This is a genomic window from Geodermatophilus sp. URMC 61, from assembly GCF_052931555.1.
In genome coordinates, this window is record NZ_JBRFHZ010000002.1 from 5,285,676 (window position 1) to 5,301,039 (window position 15,364).

At 74.0% G+C, this 15,364-nt stretch carries 16 protein-coding genes; 12 read left to right on the forward strand and 4 right to left on the reverse strand.

Annotated elements, in window-relative coordinates; all coding sequences use genetic code 11:
• Positions 1–155 precede the first annotated feature (155 nt).
• Complete coding sequence (locus tag ACU610_RS24815) at positions 156–653, reverse strand: RrF2 family transcriptional regulator (RefSeq protein WP_446770351.1); 498 nt, start codon at positions 651–653, stop codon at positions 156–158.
• 35 nt (positions 654–688) lie between these two features.
• On the opposite strand from ACU610_RS24815, the gene ACU610_RS24820 reads away from it, so the two are divergent.
• Positions 689–1,450, forward strand: a complete 762-nt coding sequence (locus tag ACU610_RS24820; protein WP_446770352.1) for an NUDIX domain-containing protein — start codon at positions 689–691, stop codon at positions 1,448–1,450.
• Positions 1,451–1,558: 108 nt separating this feature from the next.
• Here the strand turns inward: ACU610_RS24820 and ACU610_RS24825 are convergent, their stop codons facing one another.
• Entirely contained in the window at positions 1,559–1,729 is a 171-nt protein-coding gene (locus tag ACU610_RS24825; protein ID WP_091215265.1) for a CsbD family protein, read from the reverse strand.
• A gap of 345 nt (positions 1,730–2,074) precedes the next feature.
• Between ACU610_RS24825 and ACU610_RS24830 the strand changes: the two genes are divergently transcribed.
• The 7 genes from ACU610_RS24830 (at position 2,075) to ACU610_RS24860 (ending at position 9,304) form a co-directional block, all read left to right on the forward strand.
• Positions 2,075–3,733: a peptide ABC transporter substrate-binding protein gene (locus tag ACU610_RS24830; protein ID WP_446770353.1), complete on the forward strand. Its 1,659-nt coding sequence runs from the start codon at positions 2,075–2,077 to the stop codon at positions 3,731–3,733.
• A 145-nt stretch (positions 3,734–3,878) separates the two neighbouring features.
• Positions 3,879–4,802, forward strand: a complete 924-nt coding sequence (locus tag ACU610_RS24835) for an ABC transporter permease (RefSeq protein WP_446770354.1) — start codon at positions 3,879–3,881, stop codon at positions 4,800–4,802.
• Complete coding sequence (locus tag ACU610_RS24840; RefSeq protein ID WP_446770355.1) at positions 4,795–5,745, forward strand: ABC transporter permease; 951 nt, start codon at positions 4,795–4,797, stop codon at positions 5,743–5,745. The genes ACU610_RS24835 and ACU610_RS24840 overlap by 8 nt, the downstream gene beginning before the upstream one ends.
• Positions 5,742–6,794 carry an ABC transporter ATP-binding protein gene (locus tag ACU610_RS24845; RefSeq protein WP_446770356.1) on the forward strand — a complete coding sequence of 351 codons (1,053 nt, stop codon included), beginning with the start codon at positions 5,742–5,744 and terminating at the stop codon, positions 6,792–6,794. Before ACU610_RS24840 ends, ACU610_RS24845 begins: the two co-directional genes overlap by 4 nt.
• Complete coding sequence (locus ACU610_RS24850) at positions 6,787–7,833, forward strand: ABC transporter ATP-binding protein (protein WP_446770357.1); 1,047 nt, start codon at positions 6,787–6,789, stop codon at positions 7,831–7,833. The genes ACU610_RS24845 and ACU610_RS24850 overlap by 8 nt, the downstream gene beginning before the upstream one ends.
• 167 nt (positions 7,834–8,000) lie before the next feature.
• Positions 8,001–8,894, forward strand: a complete 894-nt coding sequence (gene mshB / locus ACU610_RS24855) for an N-acetyl-1-D-myo-inositol-2-amino-2-deoxy-alpha-D-glucopyranoside deacetylase (RefSeq protein ID WP_446770358.1) — start codon at positions 8,001–8,003, stop codon at positions 8,892–8,894.
• Positions 8,891–9,304 carry a hypothetical protein gene (locus ACU610_RS24860; protein ID WP_446770359.1) on the forward strand — a complete coding sequence of 138 codons (414 nt, stop codon included), beginning with the start codon at positions 8,891–8,893 and terminating at the stop codon, positions 9,302–9,304. The genes mshB and ACU610_RS24860 overlap by 4 nt, the downstream gene beginning before the upstream one ends.
• On the opposite strand, the gene ACU610_RS24865 is transcribed toward ACU610_RS24860, so the two are convergent.
• Entirely contained in the window at positions 9,261–10,013 is a 753-nt protein-coding gene (locus ACU610_RS24865) for a GNAT family N-acetyltransferase (RefSeq protein WP_446770360.1), read from the reverse strand. The two genes, ACU610_RS24860 and ACU610_RS24865, sit on opposite strands and share 44 nt — an antisense overlap.
• 173 nt (positions 10,014–10,186) lie before the next feature.
• On the opposite strand from ACU610_RS24865, the gene fdxA reads away from it, so the two are divergent.
• Positions 10,187–10,513: a ferredoxin gene (fdxA, locus tag ACU610_RS24870; protein ID WP_446770361.1), complete on the forward strand. Its 327-nt coding sequence runs from the start codon at positions 10,187–10,189 to the stop codon at positions 10,511–10,513.
• Positions 10,514–10,545: 32 nt separating this feature from the next.
• On the forward strand, positions 10,546–11,631 hold the full coding sequence (gene dapC / locus ACU610_RS24875) for a succinyldiaminopimelate transaminase (protein WP_446770756.1): 1,086 nt from the start codon (positions 10,546–10,548) through the stop codon (positions 11,629–11,631).
• Here the strand turns inward: dapC and ACU610_RS24880 are convergent.
• Positions 11,621–13,888, reverse strand: coding sequence for a CDP-alcohol phosphatidyltransferase family protein (locus ACU610_RS24880; protein WP_446770362.1), 2,268 nt, complete (start codon positions 13,886–13,888; stop codon positions 11,621–11,623). The two genes, dapC and ACU610_RS24880, sit on opposite strands and share 11 nt — an antisense overlap.
• A gap of 67 nt (positions 13,889–13,955) precedes the next feature.
• Here ACU610_RS24880 and ACU610_RS24885 point away from each other — a divergent pair, with 67 nt between their 5' ends.
• On the forward strand, positions 13,956–14,936 hold the full coding sequence (locus ACU610_RS24885) for a zinc-dependent alcohol dehydrogenase (protein ID WP_446770363.1): 981 nt from the start codon (positions 13,956–13,958) through the stop codon (positions 14,934–14,936).
• 23 nt (positions 14,937–14,959) lie between these two features.
• A complete protein-coding gene (locus ACU610_RS24890) occupies positions 14,960–15,358 on the forward strand; it encodes a 6-pyruvoyl trahydropterin synthase family protein (RefSeq protein WP_446770364.1) in 399 nt (132 codons plus the stop codon).
• The last annotated feature ends 6 nt before the right edge of the window (positions 15,359–15,364 follow it).

Below are 15,364 nucleotides of genomic sequence, written 5' to 3' on the forward strand. Positions count from 1 at the left end.
GTCACGCCCTCCATGGTCCCACACGCGGCAGGACCTGAGGAGTGTGACTCAGGAGACGGCGGCGGAGGCCCCCGCTCGGCGTCCCCGAGCTCGCGGCCGGACCCCGGAGCGACCCCGTGCCGGCTTCGCCCAGCGCCTCCCCGGTCCGCCCCCGGTCAGCGGCGCTCGGCGGAGTTGGCGGTGTCCCCGAACGAGCGCCACGCCTCCTCCAGCGCGACGAGGTCGGCCACCTCCGGCGGCAGTTCGCCCGCGACGACGTCGGCGAGGGTGACCCGCTCGAGCACCCGCCGGTAGGCCTCCCGCGCGGCGACCCACACCGAGGCCAGCGGGACGGCGGTGCCCGAGTACTCGACGTCCTCCGGGCGCTGACCGTGCACCTCGGCGAGGAAGCCCTGCTCCACGCGCATGACGCGGGCGATGGAGACCTCGGCGGGCGGCAGGGCCAGCCGGTAGCCGCCCTCGCGACCGCGCTGGCTGGTGACCAGCCGGGCGTGCTGGAGGTCGCCGAGGATCGACTGGAGGAACCGGGAGGGGATGCCCTGGGCCGCGGCGATGCGGTCGCAGGTCAGGGCTCCGGGCGCCGCCGCGGCCAGTTCGACGGCGGCGCGGACGGCGTAGTCGACCCGGGCGGTGATGCGCACGGTGCCCATCATGCGGGCCCTCCGGCCCGGTCTGCGAGGGTGACACCGTGTCCCAGCTGCGATTCACCACGTTGGTGGACGCGCCGCTGACCGTTGCCTTCGACGTCGCCCGCGCGCTCGGCCGCCCCTGGCCGGTGCCGCTGGAGGAGGTCGTGTCGGTCCGCCCGGCCCGCGACGTGTACGCCGTCGGGCCCGGTCGCGGCTGGCGCTGGCTCACCCACTCCCGCCGGTTCACCGCCACCGGCGCCGGCACCCTCGTCGAGGAGCAGGTCGACTGGGCGACCGCGCTGCCGCGCCCGCTCGGGCGGGTGGTGGACCCGCTGCTGCGGCGGCGGGTGCTGCGCGCGATGCGGGCCCACCTCGACGGCTACGCCGCCGCGGCGGCCCGGCGGGCACTCGACGTCGTCCAGGTGGTCGGCGCCGCGCTGGTGGACGACGACCGGGTGCTCGTGGCGCAGCGGTCGGGCGGGCCCTACGACGGCTGCTGGGAGTTCCCCGGCGGCAAGGTCGAGCCGGGGGAGGAGGAGCTCGCCGCGCTCGTCCGCGAGATCGGCGAGGAGCTCGGCGTGGCCGTCGTCCCCCAGGCGTTCCTGGGCGAGGTCGTGCTCGACGGCGTGGTCGCCGGCGGGCTGCCCGGCGCGTCGACGCTTCGGGTGTGGTGGGCCCGGGTCCAGCCCGGCAGTGAGGTCACCGCCCACGAGCACAGCGAGCTGCGCTGGCTGACCGCCGACGAGCTCGAGTCGCTGGACTGGATCCCCGCCGACCGGCCGCTGCTGCCCGCCGTCCGCGCGCTGCTGGCCCGGCTCTGACACACCGCGGGCGCCGTCCCGTGTGGGGGCGGCGCCCTGGTGACGTGCGGAACGGCCCCGTCCGGAGGCTCACCCCGAGCTAGCGAGGGGTGAGGAGGACGGGGTCCTTCACTTGAAGACGTCCTTGACCTTCTCGCCGGCCTGCTTGAGGTTGCCCGAGGCCTGGTCGGCCTTGCCCTCGGCCTGCAGGTCGCGGTCGCCGGTCGCCTCGCCGACGCTCTCCTTGCCCTTGCCGGAGAGCTCCTCGGCCTTGTTCTTCATCTTGTCGATGCCGCTCATCTCGACTCCTCTCGTCGGTGCGACCGTGGTACCCGCGGACGACGGGCCTGACACGCGGGCGCGGGAGGTGGAGGACGTCCGGCGCGACGCGCGTCCGTACGGAAGTCCTCGACGAGGGCGCAGCCCCGGGGTGCGGGCAAGCGGGATTCCACTCTGTGGGATCCTGAGCCGAGGTCACAAGTCGGTGACGGTCGTGGACGCCCTTCGCGGGCCGCGCCTAGGGTCCCGGCTCGTATCGGGTTGGCTCGGTACCTGTCCGCACGATCCCCGGCGCCCGCCAGGAGGCGCGTGCTGCCGGCGACGAGTCCGTTCCCCCCGCACCGCGGGACGAGGGAGGCATTGCACGTGAGGTTGAGCAAGCGCTCTGCTGCGCTCATCGCGACCGGTCTGTCCGGTGCGATGCTGCTGTCCGCCTGTGGTGGTGGCGGCGAAGACGGCGGCGGCTCGGGGAGTGCTGCCGCGGACGGCGGCAGCTTCAGCGTCTACATCGGTGAGCCCGAGAACCCGCTGCTCCCGGGCAACACCAGCGAGACCGAGGGGGGCCAGGTCGTCGACGCACTGTGGACGGGTCTCGTCGAGTACGACAACGACACCAACGAGGCCGTCTTCACCGGTGTCGCCGAGTCCATCGAGTCGCCGGACGCCACGAACTGGACCGTCAAGCTCAAGGACGGCTGGACCTTCCACGACGGCAGCCCGGTCAACGCGCAGTCCTTCGTCGACGCGTGGAACTACGCGGCCTACAGCCCGAACGCCCAGGGCAACAGCTACTTCTTCAGCAACATCGTCGGCTACGACGACCTCCAGGCCCCCACCGACGACGCCGGCAACCAGACCGGCGACCCGGCCGCCAACGCGATGAGCGGTCTGAAGGTCGTCGACGACCTGACCTTCACCGTGCAGCTGGCCACGCCGTACGCACAGTGGCCGACCACCACCGGGTACACCGCCTTCTTCCCGCTGCCCCCGTCGTTCTTCGAGAACCCCGAGGGCTTCGGCGAGCAGCCGGTCGGCAACGGCCCGTTCAAGGCCGACGAGCCCTTCGTCCCCGGCCAGGGCATCACCGTGACCCGCTACGACCAGTACGGCGGGGACCAGCCGGCCAAGGCCGAGTCGGTCGACTTCGTCGTCTACGCCGAGCTGGACACCGCCTACACCGACCTGCAGGGCGGCAACATCGACGTCATCGACACCCTGCCGCCGGACGCCATCGCCTCGGCGGAGTCGGAGTTCGGTGACCGCTACATCGAGACGGTGCAGGGCGACATCACCTCGCTCGGCTTCCCGACCTACGACCAGCGGTACGCCGACCCGCGGGTCCGCCGCGCCTTCTCGATGGCGATCGACCGCCAGGCGATCAGCGACGCCATCTTCAACGGCACCCGCACCCCGGCGACCTCCTTCCTCAACCCGGTCATCAACGGCTACCGCGCCGACGCCTGCGACGCGTGCGAGCTGAACGTCGAGGAGGCCAACCGGCTGCTCGACGAGGCCGGCTTCGACCGCAGCCAGCCGGTCGACCTGTGGTTCAACGGCGGTGCCGGCCACGACGCCTGGATGGAGGCCGTCGGCAACCAGCTCCGGGAGAACCTGGGTGTGGAGTACGTCCTGCGGGGCGAGCTCGACTTCTCGGAGTACCTGCCGCTGCGCGACGAGAAGGGCATGACCGGTCCGTTCCGCGACGGCTGGATCATGGACTACCCGGTCGCCGAGAACTTCCTCGGCCCGCTCTACTCCACCGCCGCGCTCGCGCCGGCGGGGTCGAACACCAGCTTCTACAGCAACCCGGAGTTCGACCAGCTCCTGGCGCAGGGCAACGCCGCCAAGTCGGACGAGGAGGCCATCTCCGCCTACCAGGCGGCCGAGGACCTGCTCGTCCGGGACATGCCGGAGGCCCCGCTGTTCTACCGGCTCAACCAGGGCGCCCACTCCGAGCACGTCGACAACGTGGTCATCAACGCCTTCGGGCGGATCGACGTCGCCAACGTCGAGGTCGTGGAGTGACCCGCTAGCAGGACCCGCACCACCCGCCGGGGGCGCCCGTCCGACGAGGACGGTCGCCCCCGGCGGCGCGCGTGCCCGGCGATCCGGGCACGATGGACTCCGTGGCCTCGGATGATCCCGGTGCCACGACGACCCGAGGGGGAACATGGGCCGCTACATAGCGCGCCGTCTGTTGCTCACCATCCCCGTCCTGATCGGCGCCTCGTTCCTGATCTTCGCGATGGTGTACGCCCTGCCCGGTGACCCCATCCGCGCCCTCGGCGGCGACCGCCCGCTGTCCCCGGCCGTGGTCGCGCAGCTGCGCGAGGAGTTCAACCTCAACGACCCGCTGGTCATCCAGTACGGGAAGTACGTCGGCGACCTGCTGCAGGGTGACCTCGGCACCGACTTCCGCGGCCGCCCGGTGCTCGACACGATCGAGCAGCGTCTCCCGGTGACGATCAGACTGGCCACCGTCGCGATCCTGCTCGAGATCGTGATCGGCGTGACCGCCGGCGTGCTCGCGGGCATCCGTCGCAACGGGTTCCTGGACAACCTCGTGCTGGTGTCGAGCACGGTGGTGGTGTCCGTCCCCATCCTGGTGCTCGCCTTCGTGGCCCAGTTCGTCTTCGGCCTCGAGCTCGGCTGGTTCCCCATCTCCGGCGCGGGCGAGGGCTGGTACAGCTACCTGCTCCCAGGGCTGGTCCTCGCCGGCGGCTCGCTGGCCTACGTCGCCCGCCTGACCCGCACCAGCGTCGCCGAGAACATGCGCGCCGACTACGTGCGGACGGCGCGGGCCAAGGGGCTGCCCAACCGGGCGGTCATCCTCCGGCACACCCTGCGGAACAGCCTCATCCCCGTCGTCACCTTCATCGGTGCCGACATCGGCACGCTGATGGGCGGCGCCATCGTCACCGAGTCGGTGTTCAACCTGCCCGGGATCGGACGGGCGATCTTCGACTCGGTGCGCGCCCAGGAGGGCGCCGTCGTCGTCGGGATCGTCACGCTGCTGGTCTTCTTCTTCATCTTCTTCAACCTGGTCGTCGACGTGCTCTACGCCGTCCTCGACCCGAGGATCCGCTATGACTGACCAGCAGCAGGCCGACCTCCGCCACGACGAGGTCACGGCCGGGACCACGACCGGTCTGGCCAGCCCCTCGGTCGACGTCACCCAGGAGCGCCAGAACAGCCTGTGGAGCGACGCCTGGGGCGAACTGCGCCGCAACGTCCTCTTCTGGATCGGCGCCCTCCTCGGGGTGCTCTTCCTCCTGATGGCCCTGTTCCCGCAGGTCTTCGCCCGGGGCGCCGACCCGCGCGACTGCAACCTGGCCAACAGCCAGCAGAAGCCGTCGGCCGAGCACTGGTTCGGGTTCGACCAGCAGGGCTGCGACTACCTCGCCAACGTCGTGTACGGGGCGCGCAACTCGCTGGTCATCGGCCTGCTGGCGGTGCTCGTCATCCTGCTGCTGGGCATCGTCGTGGGTGCCGTCTCCGGCTTCTACGGCCGAGCGGTCGACAGCGTCCTGTCCCGGGTGACGGACATCTTCTACGCCGTCCCCTTCATCCTCGGCGCGATCGTCGTGCTGCGCAGCGGCGTCCTGGGCCGGGGTGTGGTGGCCGTGGCCATCGCGCTGGCCGCCTTCAGCTGGATGACGGCCATGCGGCTGGTGCGCTCGCAGGTGATCGCGGTGAAGAGCTCCGACTACGTCGCCGCGGCCCGGGCGATGGGCGCGTCCAACCGCCGGATCCTCGTCCGGCACATCCTCCCGAACGCGGTCGCACCGGTCCTCGTCTACACGACCATCACCATCGGCGTGATGATCGCCGCGGAGGCCACCCTGACCTTCCTCGGGGTGGGCCTGCAGCGCCCGGCCATCTCCTGGGGCCTGCAGATCGAGGCCGGCCAGTCCCTGTTCCGCAGCGCGCCGCACCTGGTGCTGTTCCCCAGCGCGATCCTGACCCTGACCGTGATGGCCTTCATCATGATGGGCGACGCCCTGCGCGACGCCCTCGACCCGAGGCAGCGCGCATGACCCGACCCGACCTGTCCACCTCTCCCGTGCCCGGCGCCGGCGTCGGGGCGCCCGTGCTCGAGGTCGACGACCTGCACGTGGAGTTCCGCACCCGCTCCGGCGTGGTGAACGCCGTCAACGGCATCAGCTACAGCCTCGCCGAGGGCGAGACGCTGGCCATCCTCGGCGAGTCCGGCTCCGGCAAATCGGTCTCCGCGCAGGCGATCATGGGGATCCTCGACAGCCCGCCCGCGGTCATCACCGGCGGGGGGATCTACTTCCAGGGCGAGGACCTCCTCAAGCTCTCGCCCGAGGAGCAGCGCAAGGTCCGCGGCCCGGGGATCTCGATGATCTTCCAGGACGCGCTGTCCTCGCTGAACCCCGTCTACAGCGTCGGCTACCAGATCGGCGAGATGTTCCGCGCGCACCGCGGGATGTCGAAGCGGGACGCCAGGAAGCACGCGATCGAGCTGATGGACCGGGTGCGCATCCCCGCGGCCGCGTCCCGCGTGGACGACTACCCGCACCAGTTCTCCGGCGGCATGCGCCAGCGCGTGATGATCGCGATGGCGATCGCGCTCGACCCGCGGGTGCTCATCGCCGACGAGCCCACGACCGCCCTCGACGTCACGGTGCAGGCGCAGGTCATGGACCTGCTCGAGGACCTGCAGCGCGACACCGGGATGGGCCTGGTCCTCATCACCCACGACCTGGGCGTGGTGAACGAGGTCGCCGACAACGTGGCGGTCATGTACGCCGGCCGGATCGTCGAGCGGGGCACCGTGGACGACGTCTTCAGCAACCCGGCGCACCCGTACACCGACGGCCTCATGAGCTCGGTGCCGCAGGTGGAGGCCAAGGGCGGCCGGCTGCAGCCGATCGTCGGGCAGCCGCCGAACCTGGCGGCGATCCCCAGCGGCTGCCCGTTCCACCCGCGCTGCTCGCGCCGCCGGCTCGGGGCCGAGGCGGCGCCCGGCCGCGAGTGCGCCACCGACGTCCCGCCGCTGCGCCTGGTCGTCCCGGGCCGTGAGGCGGCCTGCCACTACAGCGAGGAGGTCCTCGGTGTCTGAGCCCACGACCGGCGCGTCCCGCGCCGCGTCGACCCCCGGCGAGACGCTGCTGGAGATCCGCGGCCTGAAGAAGCACTTCCCGCTCACCCAGGGGGTCGTCTTCAAGCGGACCATCGGCCACGTCCGGGCCGTGGACGGCGTCGACCTCACCATGCGCCGCGGCGAGACCGTGGGCCTGGTCGGCGAGTCCGGCTGCGGCAAGTCGACGGTGTCGAAGCTCCTGGTGGCCCTGGAGAAGCCGACCGCCGGGCAGATCCTCTACAAGGGCCGCGACGTCGCGAGGATGAACGGCCGCGCGCTCAAGGACTACCGGCGCGAGGTCCAGATCATCTTCCAGGACCCGTACGCCTCGCTGAACCCGCGGATGACCGTCGGCGACATCGTCGCCGAGGGCTGGGCCGTGCACGCCGACGTCGCCCCGAAGAAGGGCCGGCTGCAGCGCACCCAGGAACTGCTCGACCGCGTCGGGCTCAACCCCGACTACGTCAACCGCTACCCGCACCAGTTCTCCGGGGGGCAGCGGCAGCGCATCGGCATCGCCCGGGCGCTGGCGCTGCGGCCCGAGGTCATCGTCTGCGACGAGCCGGTGTCGGCGCTCGACGTCTCGGTGCAGGCCCAGGTCGTGAACCTGCTCGAGGACCTGCAGGACGAGTTCGGCCTGTCCTACCTGTTCATCGCCCACGACCTGTCGGTGGTCCGGCACATCTCCGACCGCGTGGCGGTCATGTACCTCGGCAGCGTGGTGGAGGAGGGCACCGACGCGCAGGTCTACGGCTCGCCGTCGCACCCCTACACGCAGGCGCTGCTGTCGTCGGTGCCCCTGCACGAGCCGCACCTGCGCGGGCAGAAGGACCGGATCCTGCTGCAGGGCGACGTGCCCAGCCCGGCCAACCCGCCGTCGGGCTGCCGGTTCCGCACCCGCTGCTGGAAGGCCCAGGACGTCTGCGCCCAGGAGGCCCCGGCGCTGGTCGACCGCGGTCAGGGCCACCCCTCGGCCTGCCACTTCGCCGAGGCCCGCACCGTCGTCCCGACCGAGTGAGGCGATGACACCGCCGGCCTGCCGGCCGGCACCGCGGCCACGTGCCGTCCCCGGCCGGCGCTGAGCCCCGCCGTCGCACCCTTCGCGGACCCCTCCGGGGCCCACGCGGGCACGACACCGCGGGTGCGCGTCCCCCGGCTCGGGCAGCCCGGGGACAATGGCCCACCGTGATCGCTGAGAGACGGCTGCTCCTGGTGCACGCCCACCCCGACGACGAGACGATCAACAACGGCGCCACCATGGCCCGCTACGTCGCCGAGGGAGCCTCGGTCACCCTGCTCACCTGCACCCTCGGTGAGGAGGGCGAGGTGCTGGTGCCCGAGCTGGAGCTGCTGGCCGCCGACCACGCCGACCAGCTGGGCGGGTACCGGATCGCCGAGCTGCGGGCGGCGATGGAGGCCCTCGGCGTCACCGACTGGCGCTTCCTCGGCGACGCGGGCCGCTACCGGGACTCCGGGATGATGGGGACGCCGGCCAACGAGAAGCCGCGCGCCTTCTGGAACGCCGACCTCGACGAGGCGGTGGCGCACGCCGTCGCCGTCGTCCGCGAGGTCCGGCCGCAGGTCGTGGTGACCTACGACGAGGACGGCGGCTACGGCCACCCCGACCACATCCAGGCGCACCGCGTCGCCATGCGTGCCGTGGACGCTGCCGCCGACCCCGCCTACCGCCCCGACCTCGGCGGGGCGTGGGAGGTCGCGAAGGTCTACTGGGCCTGCGTGCCGCGCTCGGTCATGCGCCAGGGCATCGAGGCGATGGCCGCGCTGGGGGAGGCCTCGCCGTTCGAGTCCCTCGGGGACGTGGACGAGGTGCCGTTCGTCGTCCCCGACGAGCTGGTCGCCGCGGCGGTCGACGGCCGGGCGCACGCCGGGCGCAAGGACGCCGCGATGCGCGCGCACGCCACCCAGATCACCGTCGACGGCCCGTTCTTCGCCCTGTCGAACAACCTGGGCCAGGAGGTCCTCGGCACCGAGTACTACCGGCTGGTGCGCGGGCAGCGGGGCCCGGCGGGAACACCCGAGGGCTGGGAGGACGACCTGTTCGCCGGCCTGGACGCGTGATCCGGAGGCTCGGGGCGGCGCTGCTGGTCACCGTGCTGGCGGCGTGGCTGGCGCTGGTCGAGGTCTTCTGGCTGCCGCTGCGGGTGGTCGGCGTCCCCGTGCCCGTGTCGGTGGTGGCCGCGGTGGTCGGCAACCTGCTGCTGGTCGGCCTGGCCGCGCGGCTGACCGGGTCCCGCCTGGCCGCGGTGCTGCCCGCCGTGGTGTGGCTGGTCATCGCGGTCGGGGCGAGCCTGCGCCGTCCGGAGGGCGACCTGCTGCTCGTCGGCGGCGGGGTCCTGGGGTTCCTCTCGCTGGCCTTCCTGCTGGCCGGTGTCGTGGCCGCCGCCTTCGCCGTGGGGAAGGTGCTGGCCGCGCCGCGGGACGGCGTCAGGCCGGTGCGTACCGGTAGTGGTAGCGGTGGTGCTCGATGAGGCCCGCCCGCCGGTAGAGCGCCCGTGCCGGGGCGTTGGACGCCGACACCTGCAGGTACACCCAGGAGGCGCCGCGGTCGGCGCCCCAGCGCTGCAGCGCGGCCATGACGGCGGTCGCCAGCCCCTGCCGGCGGTACCGCTCCTCGACGGTGACCGCGGCGACGCCGAGCCAGTCGTCGGTGACCACCCCGCGGGCGACGGCGGCCAGTGGGGCCGGCGGCGGGTCGAGGCGCACCGAGGCGAAGACGACGTCCTCGGCGTTGACGAGCACGGCGCGGGCGGCGGGCGGCAGCGGCCGACCGCGGTGCCGGTAGCCGATCAGCCAGGCGTCGTCCGGCTCGGGGGAGAGGGCCACCGGGACGCCGTCGGCCGACGCCGGCACGAGCGGTCCGGTCAGCACCAGCACGTCCTCGTCGCGCTCCCACCCGGCGGTGGCGAAGGCGGCGTCGGCGGCGCGGGACTGGCGGCCCGGCAGCATCGCGCACGGCCGCAGCCCGTGGTGGGTGTACCAGCGCGTGACGGCGTCCACCGCGTCGGGCAGCGGCATGCCGGGGTCCCCGACGACCAGCGCGGAGTTGGCCCGGCCGGTGAAGCCGCCCCCCGCGCGCAGCAGCCACTCGCCCAGCGGGGCCTCCTCCGTGCCCCGCCAGCCCCGGGTGGCCAGGAGCTCGAGGCCCGCGACGTCGAGGGGTGACCGGCTCTGTCCCACGGCCCGATCCTGCGCCGTCCGCGTGGGACGCCATCCGGTGGGGTCCTCCCCCGCCGGGGCCGCCGCGCCACCCGTCCCGTTTCGCCGGAGCCCCACGGGCCATACTTGAGGGCAGAGACGACCGGCCGTGGCGCCGGCGGAGCAGCCCCGCACGTCCCCGGGAGGGAACACCCGTGACCTACGTCATCACCCAGGCCTGCGTCGACGTCCTCGACAAGGCGTGCATCGACGAGTGCCCGGTGGACTGCATCTACGAGGGCGACCGGATGCTCTACATCCACCCCGACGAGTGCGTCGACTGCGGCGCCTGCGAGCCGGTGTGCCCCGTGGAGGCCATCTACTACGAGGACGACGTCCCGGACAAGTGGAAGGACTTCTACAACGCCAACGTGGAGTTCTTCTCCGACCTCGGCAGCCCCGGTGGCGCCGCCAAGACCGGCAGGATCGGCAAGGACCACCCGCTCGTCGCCGCGCTGCCGCCGCAGGGTGAGGGTCACTGACCACCACCACCCCGGGGACGGCGGCCGGCCGGCTGCCCGACTTCCCCTGGGACTCGCTCGCCGGAGCCCGGGCCAAGGCGGCCCGGCACCCCGGCGGTGTCGTCGACCTCTCCATCGGGACGCCGGTCGACGACACCCCTGAGCTGCTGGCCTCCGCCCTGGCCGGTGCGGGCAACGCGCCGGGGTACCCGACCGCGTTGGGCACCGCCGAGCTGCGGAGCGCGGCGGCCGGGTGGCTGGAGCGGCGGCTGGGCGTGCGGCTGGCCGACCCGCTCGGCGCCGTCCCCTCGGTGATCCCCACCGTCGGGTCCAAGGAGCTCGTCGCGCTGCTGCCGACCCTGCTCGGGCTGCGCGGTGCCGGCACGGTGCTGATCCCCGAGGTCGCCTACCCGACCTACGAGGTGGGCGCGGTGCTGGCCGGGCTCGCCGTGCGGCGCACCGACACCCCGCCGGACGACGCCGCCGGCGTGGTCCTGGTGTGGCTGAACTCCCCGGGCAACCCGCACGGCCGGGTGCTCACCGACGACGAGCTGCGCGCCTGGGTGGCGTGGGGCCGGGCGCACGGCGTTCCGGTGGTCGCCGACGAGTGCTACGTGACCCTCGGCTGGGACGTCGAGCCGCACTCGGTCCTGCACCCGGCGATCACCGGCGAGGACCACACCGGGCTGCTCGCCGTGCACTCGCTGTCCAAGCAGTCGACCGCCGCGGGCTACCGCGCGGGACTGCTCTCGGGCGACCCGGCGCTGGTCCGCCGCGTGTGGGAGGTGCGCCGGCACCTCGGGCTGCTGGTGCCCACGCCGGTGCAGGCCGCGATGGCCGCCGGGCTGGCCGACGACGCCCACGTCGACGAGCAGCGGGAGCGCTACCGCGCCCGCCGCGACCGGCTGGCCGCCGCCGTCCGGACCGCCGGCGCCCGGATCGACCACTCCGAGGCCGGGCTGTACCTGTGGGTCACCCGCGACGAGGACTGCTGGGCGACGATCGACTGGCTGGCCGGGCTGGGGGTCGTGGCCGCTCCGGGCTCCTTCTACGGCCCGGCGGGCGCGCGGCACGTGCGCATGGCGCTCACCGCCACCGACGAGCGGATCGACGCCGCCGTCGCCCGCCTCACGAGCTGAACGCGGTCAGGAACCGGTCGCGGAAGGCGTCCATCCGCCAGACCGGCGCCCGCGGACCCGGCCGCAGGCCCTCCTGCCAACCCCACCCGGCGATCCGGTCAAGGACGGCGGGGTCGCGGCTGACGACGCTGACGGGCACGTCGGCACCGGCGCCGTCGCCGGTGACCACCGGGAAGGGCTGGTGGTCACCGAGGACGACCAGCACCAGGTCGTCGTCCCCGTGCGTCTCGACCCAGGAGAGCAGGGAGGCCAGCGAGTACGCGACCGCGTCGCGGTACCGCTCCCGCTCCGGAGCCCCGTCCGCCGGGGGGAAGGCGGCGAAGGCCGAGCCGTCCCCGACCTCGTCCCAGTCGACGACCGGGGGGACGAACTGCCACGGCGAGTGGCTGCTGGCCAGGACGATCTCCGCCATCAGCGGCGGACGGTCCGCCCGGCCGTGCTCCAGGCGCTCGAAGGCGGCCAGCGTGTACTGGTCGGGGATGGTGGGCCAGCCGTGGTCCGGACCGCGGTAGCCCAGGTCGTCCGCGGCGAGCACCCGGTCCAGGCCGTAGAAGGCCGCCTCGGGCCAGGCCCGCGTCGTGCCCGGCATGACGGCCACGGTCCGCCAGCCCGCGTCGCGGAAGGCACGGGTGAGGGTCAGCCGGTCCCCGGAGACGAGGTCGCGGTAGCGGTGCTGGCTGTCGACCCACGTGCCCGACAGCAGGGTGGCGTGGGCCAGCCAGCTGTAGGCGCCCGTCGTCGGTGAGGTGAGCAGGGCGCTCCGGGCGGAGAAGCCGGCCGACGCGAGCCGGCGACGGCCGTCCTCCAGGACGGCGCCGACCTGCGGGGCGGGGACGGCGCTGCGCCCGTAGCTCTCAACGAAGGCCACGACGACGTCCTTGCCGCGCAGTGCCGTCAGCAGTTCCGCCGCCGGCCTGTCGCGGAACGCGTCGGCCGCGACCTGCGCCGCGAACGCCTGCCGGTCCTGCAGGTCGGCCCGCACCTGGACCACCCGGTCGCGGACGAGGGTGGCGGTGCTGGCCGCGGCCACGTGCACGTGCGGGACCAGCTGCGTGCCGAACACCGCACAGGTGACCCACGCCGTGCCGAGCACCAGGACGGAGCGGGCCGCCGCGGACCGCCGCCGGTGCACGAGGCGGCCCAGCCGCAGCACCGCCCCCGTCACGAGGACGACGACGGCGACAGCGGTGACCACGGCGACGACGACGGCGGCGATCGCGGCCACACGGCCGGTGGAGCCGCTGAGGAACTCCACGGCGGGGGCGAACGCCGTCCAGTCGGTCAGCGGGTCGAACGGGCGGGCGAGGACCGCGGAGAACCCCAGGTCCAGAGCCTTCAGCACGGTCAGCAGGCCGAGGGCCACCCCGGCGACGGCCGCGACCACCCGCCCGTGTCGCCACGGCAGCGCGAGGAGGACCGCGACGGCGACCAGGCCCTCGGCGGGGATGCGCAGGAACGCCCCGGGGCTCAGCGCGGTGAGCTCGTTCGGGGCGACGAGGGCGGCGAGCACCAGCGCACCGGCGAGGGTGGAGGTCACCCACGTCGGGGCGCGCCCCCCGGCGGAGCGGCGCAGCCAGGCGACGTCGTGGCCGAAGGACCAGACCAGGAACGCCAGCGCGACTGCCACGAGCGCGGCGGCCCACGGGCGCGGCAGGACGTCGGCGGCGGCCACGACGAGCGCGATGCCCTGCAGCGCGGCGACGACCTTGGCGGAGTACCGCGTCGGCAGGGGCGAGCGCAGCCACGGCAGCCACCAGCTCGCCGCGACGAAGGCGTAGCGCATGAGCCCGATCGCCAGGACCCACGGGCCCAGGAGCACGGCGACGGGGACGCTCAGCACCAGGACGAGGAAGCTGTCGACCTCCATGTCGAAGCGGGCGCCGAGCGGGGACGCCGTCCCGCTGCGCCGCGCGACCCGGCCGTCGACCGCGTCGAGGACCAGGGCCACGGAGGCGACCACGACGAGGGGTCCGGTGGCGGGGGCGCCGTCCCGGAGCCCGTCGGCGACGAGGGCGCACACGCCCCCGGTCAGCACCGCACGGGTGAGCGTGACGAGGTCGGCCGGGCCCAGCGCGGCGACCCCGGCCCGCTGGGTGGCGGCGGTCAGCAGCACGCACAGGCCGACGAGGCAGGCGCTGCCGGCCAGCCAGCCCACCGGGCCCAGGCCGACCCCGACCGACAGCACGGCGAGCAGGACGACCTGGGCACCTGCCGCGACGGCCAGCTGCTGCCGGGTCCGCGACCGGGCTCCGGTCACCCGTTGGACTCTAGCCAGGCCGTCCCCGGCACGGACACACTCCGCGGCGAGGACCTGGGAGGCGGACGTGGACCCACCGGCGTACGCCTTCTGGATCCGGGCCCCGGGCGAGGGCGAGATCCGTCCCGTCGCCGTGCCCCGGCCCGGCCCCGACGACGTCGAGGTGCGGACGCTCTGGTCCGGGGTCAGCCGGGGCACCGAGACCCTCGTCTTCCGCGGTGGCGTCCCGCAGAGCCAGTCCACGGCCATGCGGGCCCCGTTCCAGGAGGGCGACTTCCCGGGACCGGTCAAGTACGGCTACCTCAACGTGGGGGTGGTCGAGCGCGGGCCCGCCGGGCTCCGCGGCCGGGTGGTGTTCTGTCTGCACCCGCACCAGACCCGCTACGTGGTGCCGGCCGCGGCGGTGACCCCGGTGCCCGACGACGTGCCGCCGACCCGGGCCGTGCTCGCCGGCACCGTGGAGACCGCGGTCAACGCGCTGTGGGACGCCGCCCCGCTGGTCGGCGACCGGATCGCCGTCGTCGGGGCGGGGATGGTCGGCTGCAGCGTCGCCGCGGTGCTGGCGCGCTTCCCCGGGGTCGAGGTCGAGCTGGTCGACGTCGACCCGGCCCGCGCCGCCGTCGCCGACGCCCTCGGCGTGCGGTTCGCCCTCCCCGGCGATGCCGCGGGCGAGTGCGACCTGGTGGTGCACGCCAGCGCCACGCAGGCCGGGCTGGCCCGGTCCCTGGAGCTGCTCGCCTTCGAGGGCGAGGTCGTCGAACTGAGCTGGTACGGCGACCGCCCGGTGACGGTGCCGCTCGGCGGGCCGTTCCACTCCCGGCGCCTGGCCGTGCGCAGCACCCAGGTGGGCACGGTGGCCCCGGCCCGGCGCGCGCGCCGCAGCACCGGCGACCGGCTCGCCCTGGCCCTGCGCCTGCTGGCCGACCCGGCGTTCGACGCGCTGGTCACCGAGGAGATCGCCTTCCGGGACCTGCCCGCGGTGCTGCGGGACCTGGCCGACGACGGACACCGGGCGCTGTGCGTGCGGGTCGCCTACGGGGAGGGCTGAGCCCGCCGGAGAGGAGCAGTACGTTGTTCGCAGTCACCGTCCGTGACCACGTGATGGTCGCGCACAGCCTCCGGGGGGAGGTGTTCGGCCCGGCGCAGCAGCTGCACGGGGCCACGTACGTGGTGGACGCGACCTTCCGCCGTGCTGATCTGGACGCCGACGGCATCGTCGTGGACATCGGGCTCGCGGCCCGGGAGCTGGGAGCCGTGCTGGCCGACCTGAACCACCGCAACCTCGACGACGACCTCGCCTTCGCCGGCGTCAACACAACCACGGAGTTCCTCGCCAGGGTCGTCGCCGACCGGCTCGCCGACCGGGTGCACGCCGGCGCCCTCGGGGACGGGGCCCGCGACCTGGCCGGGATCACCGTCGTGCTGCACGAGTCGCACGTCGCGTGGGCGAGCTACGAGCGCCCGCTGTGAGCGAGC